Raw genomic sequence first — 5,677 nt, forward strand, 5'->3', positions numbered from 1 at the left:
GCGCCGTATTGTCGGGCCCGGCAGCGTCGGAGCCAGGTGCGTTGGGCCCAGTTGCGTCGCGCCCAGCAGCGTCGGGCCCAGGTGCGACCGGCTCAGCCTCTTCCGGCGCGGGGGCGCCGCCATCGGAAGGAGTTGGCGTGCCGGTCGCGCCGCCGTCGGACGCCGGGGTGCCGGCCCCGGCGTCGTCCGTAACGCGGACCAGTGACCCCGCCGCGATCCGCAGCACACCGCCACCGCTGAGGGTCGCCAACACCATGGCGGGAGTCCCAAAGTCGTCGGTTTCGACATCCACGCGATGGATCTCGGCGGAGCGGTTTCCGTTGGGCAGAATCAGGTGGTCACCGGCCCGCAGAGATCCAGCCTGCTGTTCACTGTAGTTCCGGGAGGCTGGGGGGTGGGTCATCGGGAGTCCTTAAAGTTCTCTTGCGGTCCGCCCAACAGTCTACAAAATCGGCCGCACGAAGTCGGGGACGCAGGGGAGCCCCCGAGAGTCCCCGGCCGGCGCCGGGCCTAAGGGAACCGGCTAGTTGCCGACTCCCGCGAAAGCCAGGGCCTGCCGGATCAGGGCCCCCCGGCCGCCGCTGAATTCGAGCTGCACGTCCGTGCTCATGACCTCCTGCGGGGTCATCCAGGTCAGCTCCAGGGCGTCCTGCCGCGGGGAGCATTCGCCGGTCACCGGAATGATGTACGCCAGGGCAACGGCGTGCTGGCGGTCGTCCGTGAAGCCGGTATGGGACGGAGACGGGAAGTACTCGGCCACGGTGAACGGCACCGGGCTGACCGGAAGCTGCGGGAAGGCGAGCGGGCCCAGGTCCTTCTCCATGTGGCGGAGCAGGGCGGCGCGGATGGTCTCGCGGTAGAGAACGCGGCCGGACACCAGGGACCGGACCATGGTGCCGTCCTCGTCGGCCTGCAGGAGGGTGCCGACCTCGTTCACGAACCCGAGGGGGTCCAGCCGGACCGGAACGGCCTCGACATAGACCATCGGCAGCCTGCCCCGCGCTTCGAACAGGTCGTCGTCGGAGAGCCAGCCGGGATTCGGGTCAGGGGTGCGCACATTCATGGTTAAGTTCTACCCCATCCCGTCCCCGAACCCCGCGCCGTCACTCAGATCGCCAGCACCGATTCCAGCGGCTCGCCGGCGGCAATCCGTGCCAGCAGCGCCGGCTCGGCGGCGTCCGAGTCCAGGGCCAGGCCCAGGACGTTGGCTGCCGCCTCCGCGGACAGGACGATCACGCCGTTGTCGTCACCGAGCACCCAGTCGCCCGGATTGACCTGGACGCCGCCGCACTGCACCGGGACATTGACGGCGGAGCCGGCGCTGCGGACCCGCTTGGTGGTCAGGCACGAGGTCCCGCGGGCGAAGACCGGCAGGCCGGTCGTGCGGAGCTCCAGGATGTCAGTGGCCACGCCGTCGACGACGACGCCGGCGGCGCCTTGCGCCGTGGCCGCTGCGGCGGTGACCGCGCCCACCGGCGCGTGCCGGTGGTCCCCGGACATGTCCACGACCAGCACCGCGCCGGGGTACAGCTCCAGCAGGGCACGGTTCATGGCGTAGGCGTCATTTTCCGCAACGCGCACCGTGACCGCGGGACCGGCCACCTTGACGCCGTCGAGCAGCGACCGGATGGCCGGGTCCACGAATCCGTCCTCCAGGAAGTGCCCGATCGTGGGGAAGCTGACGGCGGCGAGCCCCTCGCCGAGCCCCTCGCCAAGATCTGTGTTCACCGCGTTCACGACGTTCACGGCGCGTCCGGCGCCGTGGCGTCGGCAACCACGGCCACGCACTCAATCTCCAGCGCGACGCCCCACAGGCTCACGCAGACAGTGGTCCGCGCCGGCTTGGCCGCCCCGAAGAACTCCGAGTAAACCCTGTTGTAGGCCTCGAGCTGGCTGGAATCTGTGAGGTAGCCGTTGACCTTGACCACATGCTCCAGGCCGGACCCGGCCGCCTCGAGCACGGACCGGAGGTTCATGATGGTCTGGCGGACCTGGTCCTCGAACGTGTCCGGCTGGTCATCCAGCCCGCTGATCGCGGGGATCTGGCCGGCGGTGAACACGAACCCGTTGGCGGCGACTGCCTGGGAGAACGGGCCGACGGCGGCCGCGCCGCCAGGGATCTGTGCGATCCGTCGGACCGATATTGCTACGGGCTGAACAGCGGGCGGAACAGCGGGATCGACAGCGGGGAGAACGGCCTGTGGAGCTGTCATTTGGCAGCCACCGCTTCGGCGGCCGGGCCGGTGCTCGCGTCGGTGGTTGCGTCCGTTACTGCGTCAGTCGGCGCGGAGTCGACGGCGTCGATGTTGCCGTGCCGGGTTTCGGTCAGGACGAACAAGGCGCCGAGCGAGACGAGGGCGGCGGCCATGATGTACCACGCGATGGAGGAACTCTGGTGGGTCATGCCCAGCAGCCAGGTGGTGATGAACGGCGTGGCGGCGCTGCCGAGGAGTCCGGAGAGCATGTAGGCCACCGACAGTCCCGAGTAGCGGACCTTGGAACCGAAGAGTTCGGCGAGGAACGTGGCGATCGGGCCGTAGTTCGCGGCGAAGGCCGTCATCATGGCGAGGTACGCGATGAAGAGCAGCGGCACGGACTTGGTGTCCATGAGCCAGAACATCGGGAACGCGAGGGCTGCCTCGGCGGCCACTCCGGCGTAGATGATCGGCTTGCGGCCGTGCTTGTCAGAGAGCCGGCCGAAGAAGGGGATCAGGACAAAGCACAGGGCGCAGGCGGCCAGCACGACCCATAGCATCAGGGCCTCCGAGTGGCCCAGTTCTTTTTTGCCGTAGGAGACGCCCGAGGCCACGAGCAGGGTGAAGGTGCTGCCGGTGGACAGGGTGGCAACGCCGCCGAGGATGACCTGCTTCCAGTACTTGGCCATGAGGGCGGCGAACGGCAACTTGGCCTTGGCGCCGGCTTCCTTGACCGCCTGGAAGGACGGGGTTTCCTCGATGTGCAGCCGGATGTAGATGCCCACGGCCACGAGCAGGGCGGAGGCCAGGAACGGGATGCGCCAGCCCCAGGCGAGGAGCTCTTCGGTGCTGACCGTAGAGGCGACAATGAGGAACGCCACGTTGGCGATCAGGGTTCCGGCGGGCACGCCCACCTGGACCAATGAGCCGTAGAACCCGCGCTTGGACGCGGGAGCGTGTTCCACCGTCATCAGGACGGCGCCGCCCCATTCGCCGCCCAGGGCCAGGCCCTGGATGACGCGCAGGAAGAGCAGCAGCAGCGGCGCCATGATCCCGATGCTGTTGTAATCCGGCAGCAGGCCGATGGCGAAGGTGGCGGCGCCCATTGTCAGCAGTGAAATCAGGAGCATGGATTTGCGGCCCAGGCGGTCCCCGAAGTGGCCGAAGATGATGGCGCCGACCATGCGTGCAATGTAGGCGGAGGCAAAGGTCCCGAAGGCGAGCATGGTGCCCACGATGGGGTCGAAGCTGGGGAAGAAGATCTTATTGAACACGAGCGCGGATGCCGTGCCGAAAACAAAGAGGTCGTACCACTCGACGGTGGTGCCGATGACGCTGGCGAGGGCGATTTTGCGCATTTTTGCGAGGTCCAGACGGGCAGCCGCGTGGGAGGTGGTTTCTACCGATTGAGCCATCAATATCTCCAGATGGGGGTGCGGGGACGAATGTCCAGTGCAAGGTAGTAGCCAACTATTCTGTGTTGGTGATCACAGCTCAATGGCAAAAACCCCACCGATAAAGGCCCCGAAGTGTGTGTTCACACAACTATCAGGCCCAGGCGACCACCAGCCGGGCGGCCTGGGCCGGAATGGTCAGATCGATCCCGGTCAGTTCCTGGAAGCGGTTGAGCCGGTTCAGGATGGTGTTCCGGTGGCAGAACAGCTGTTCCGCCGTGGCCGTGATGTTGCCGGTGGAGAGGTAGTGCTGCACCGTTTCCCGGAGACGTTCCCGTTCCCCGCCGCGGCATTCCTCCATGGCTTCCTCCAGCTGGGCGGCGAGGTCGAGCCCGGCGTCCTGGAGGTTTTGCTGGGCAAACCGGGCCCATGCGGCATCCGCGGACAGGGGACCGGCGTCGCTGGGGCGCAACAGGGCCGCAAGGCTCTCTGCGGTCCGGGCGGCGGCGGGCAGGCCGCGCAGCCCGTGCACCTCCGGGACATAGCCGGAGGGAATATCCGCCACGAGCGGCGGCGGCTGCGGCGCGTTCCGCGTTTCTCCGGACCTCCCCGACGGTGTCCACGACAAGAGCGGCCAAAACAGGTAGGTGTTTCCGCCGGATTCGTGCAGGAAGATCTTTTGGCGGCGCTGGGCGGCGCCGAACTGGGTAGCGGCCGCACGAAGGCGGGCGCCGGCGTCGCCGCTGGCAGCCACGAGGCCGCAGCGGGCATCCGGCCCGATGCCCAGGGCGGAGCCAACCTGCGCGGACGTCTCGGCCGAGGGCGTGCTCTGGTTGAACAGCCGGGCGATAAATTCGTGCTGGATGCTGGACTCTTCCTGGGCCATGCGCACGCGCTCAGTCAGGTAGCTCATGTGGGTGCGGGTGGCGAACTCGTCGACCACCCGCCAGACCTGGTCCACCCGGGAGGCCAGCAGGCCGGCATCCTCCGGTGCGGCGATCGCCAGGAGGTCTGCCCACAGGATGCTGAAGTCCAGCCGCACCGCCGACGTCAGGGACTCCGGCGGTATCCCGGCCCTCGCCCGTTTGGACCCGAGGTCCGAGGCAAAGGCGAGCAGCCCGTCCCGTGCAGTGTCCGCCGGGCCGCCCCGCAGCCCATTGATGAGCCGGCGGAACGTCTCCCGCGCCGTGTCCCGGATTTCCAGGACAGTCACCTGGCTGTCGCCGTATTCCGGGATTTTCCGGACCCGGGCGGTGAACGCCTGGGCCAGGAGGTCCAGCCGCCCTTCCAGCTGGTCCACCAGCTCACTCCAGCGGAAAGCATCGCCCGGCGATTCAAAATTGTGCATTCTCACATTCTAGGGTCTACAAAGCGTGGCGCACTGCTAGTTATTTTGGAAAAAGCTACTGGCAGAATGGAATGAAGCACCAAGCGTGAGCCCACTCACACCCGCCGGAAGCGTCGGCGCCCGAATCGTCTCGGCCCGAATCGTCACGGACGGAACTGTCCCCCGGATGGGGGTGACCGCACAGGGGCCACCGTCAAGACCCGTCACATTTCTTTGGAGTAAACATGGCAAGCAGCGCAAGCAACGCCACCACCACCGCCAGTCCGCAGTTGCCCGGGGTTGTCGATGAGAGCGTGGCCAAGAAAGTCGCCCTCGCGGCCCTCGTCGGCACGGCGCTGGAGTGGTACGACTTCTTCCTGTTCACCACGGCCGCGGCGCTGGTGTTCAACGCCCAGTACTTCGTGTCCCAGGACCCCTTCGTCTCGGCCATGAGCTCCTTCGCCACCCTGGCCGTGGGCTTCGTGGCCCGCCCGATCGGCGGCTTCATCTTCGGCGCCCTGGGCGACAAGGTGGGGCGCAAGAAGATCCTGATGGTCACCATCGTGGGTATCGGCCTCGTGACCGGGCTCATCGGCCTGCTCCCGAACTACATGACGATCGGCGTCGCGGCCCCCATCCTGCTGGTCGCGCTGCGCATCCTGCAGGGCCTCGCCGTCGGCGGCGAGTGGAGCGGCGCGGTGATCATCGCAGTCGAAAACGCCCCGGTCGCCAAACGCGCCCGCTACGCCGCCCTCCCGCAG

General features: G+C 67.6%; 7 protein-coding genes. 1 reads left to right on the plus strand and 6 read right to left on the minus strand.

The features are described 5' to 3' along the window. From Y706_RS29470 to Y706_RS0120505, 6 genes are all read right to left on the minus strand, one after another. The coding region (locus Y706_RS29470) for a DUF6707 family protein (protein ID WP_343213101.1) at positions 1-403 on the minus strand (403 nt) is incomplete at its 3' end. A gap of 120 nt (positions 404-523) precedes the next feature. Continuing rightward, entirely contained in the window at positions 524-1,063 is a 540-nt protein-coding gene (locus Y706_RS0120485; protein WP_018774344.1) for an NUDIX hydrolase family protein, read from the minus strand. A 44-nt stretch (positions 1,064-1,107) separates the two neighbouring features. After that, complete coding sequence (locus Y706_RS0120490) at positions 1,108-1,746, minus strand: RraA family protein (protein WP_253906856.1); 639 nt, start codon at positions 1,744-1,746, stop codon at positions 1,108-1,110. Then, positions 1,743-2,213, minus strand: coding sequence for a RidA family protein (locus Y706_RS0120495; RefSeq protein ID WP_253906857.1), 471 nt, complete (start codon positions 2,211-2,213; stop codon positions 1,743-1,745). The genes Y706_RS0120490 and Y706_RS0120495 overlap by 4 nt, the downstream gene beginning before the upstream one ends. Next, positions 2,210-3,610 (minus strand): MFS transporter, encoded by a 1,401-nt coding sequence (locus Y706_RS0120500; RefSeq protein WP_043436689.1) that lies wholly within the window; start codon positions 3,608-3,610, stop codon positions 2,210-2,212. Before Y706_RS0120500 ends, Y706_RS0120495 begins: the two co-directional genes overlap by 4 nt. Before the next feature lie 133 nt (positions 3,611-3,743). Next, positions 3,744-4,937 (minus strand): PucR family transcriptional regulator, encoded by a 1,194-nt coding sequence (locus Y706_RS0120505; protein WP_028278059.1) that lies wholly within the window; start codon positions 4,935-4,937, stop codon positions 3,744-3,746. Positions 4,938-5,161: 224 nt separating this feature from the next. On the opposite strand from Y706_RS0120505, the gene Y706_RS28445 reads away from it, so the two are divergent. Beyond that, positions 5,162-5,677: MFS transporter (locus Y706_RS28445; protein ID WP_043436692.1), on the plus strand; the 516-nt coding region annotated here is incomplete at its 3' end.

The sequence above is a fragment of the Arthrobacter sp. I3 genome, from assembly GCF_000520575.1.
GTDB classification, from domain to species: Bacteria; Actinomycetota; Actinomycetes; order Actinomycetales; family Micrococcaceae; genus Arthrobacter; species Arthrobacter humicola_A.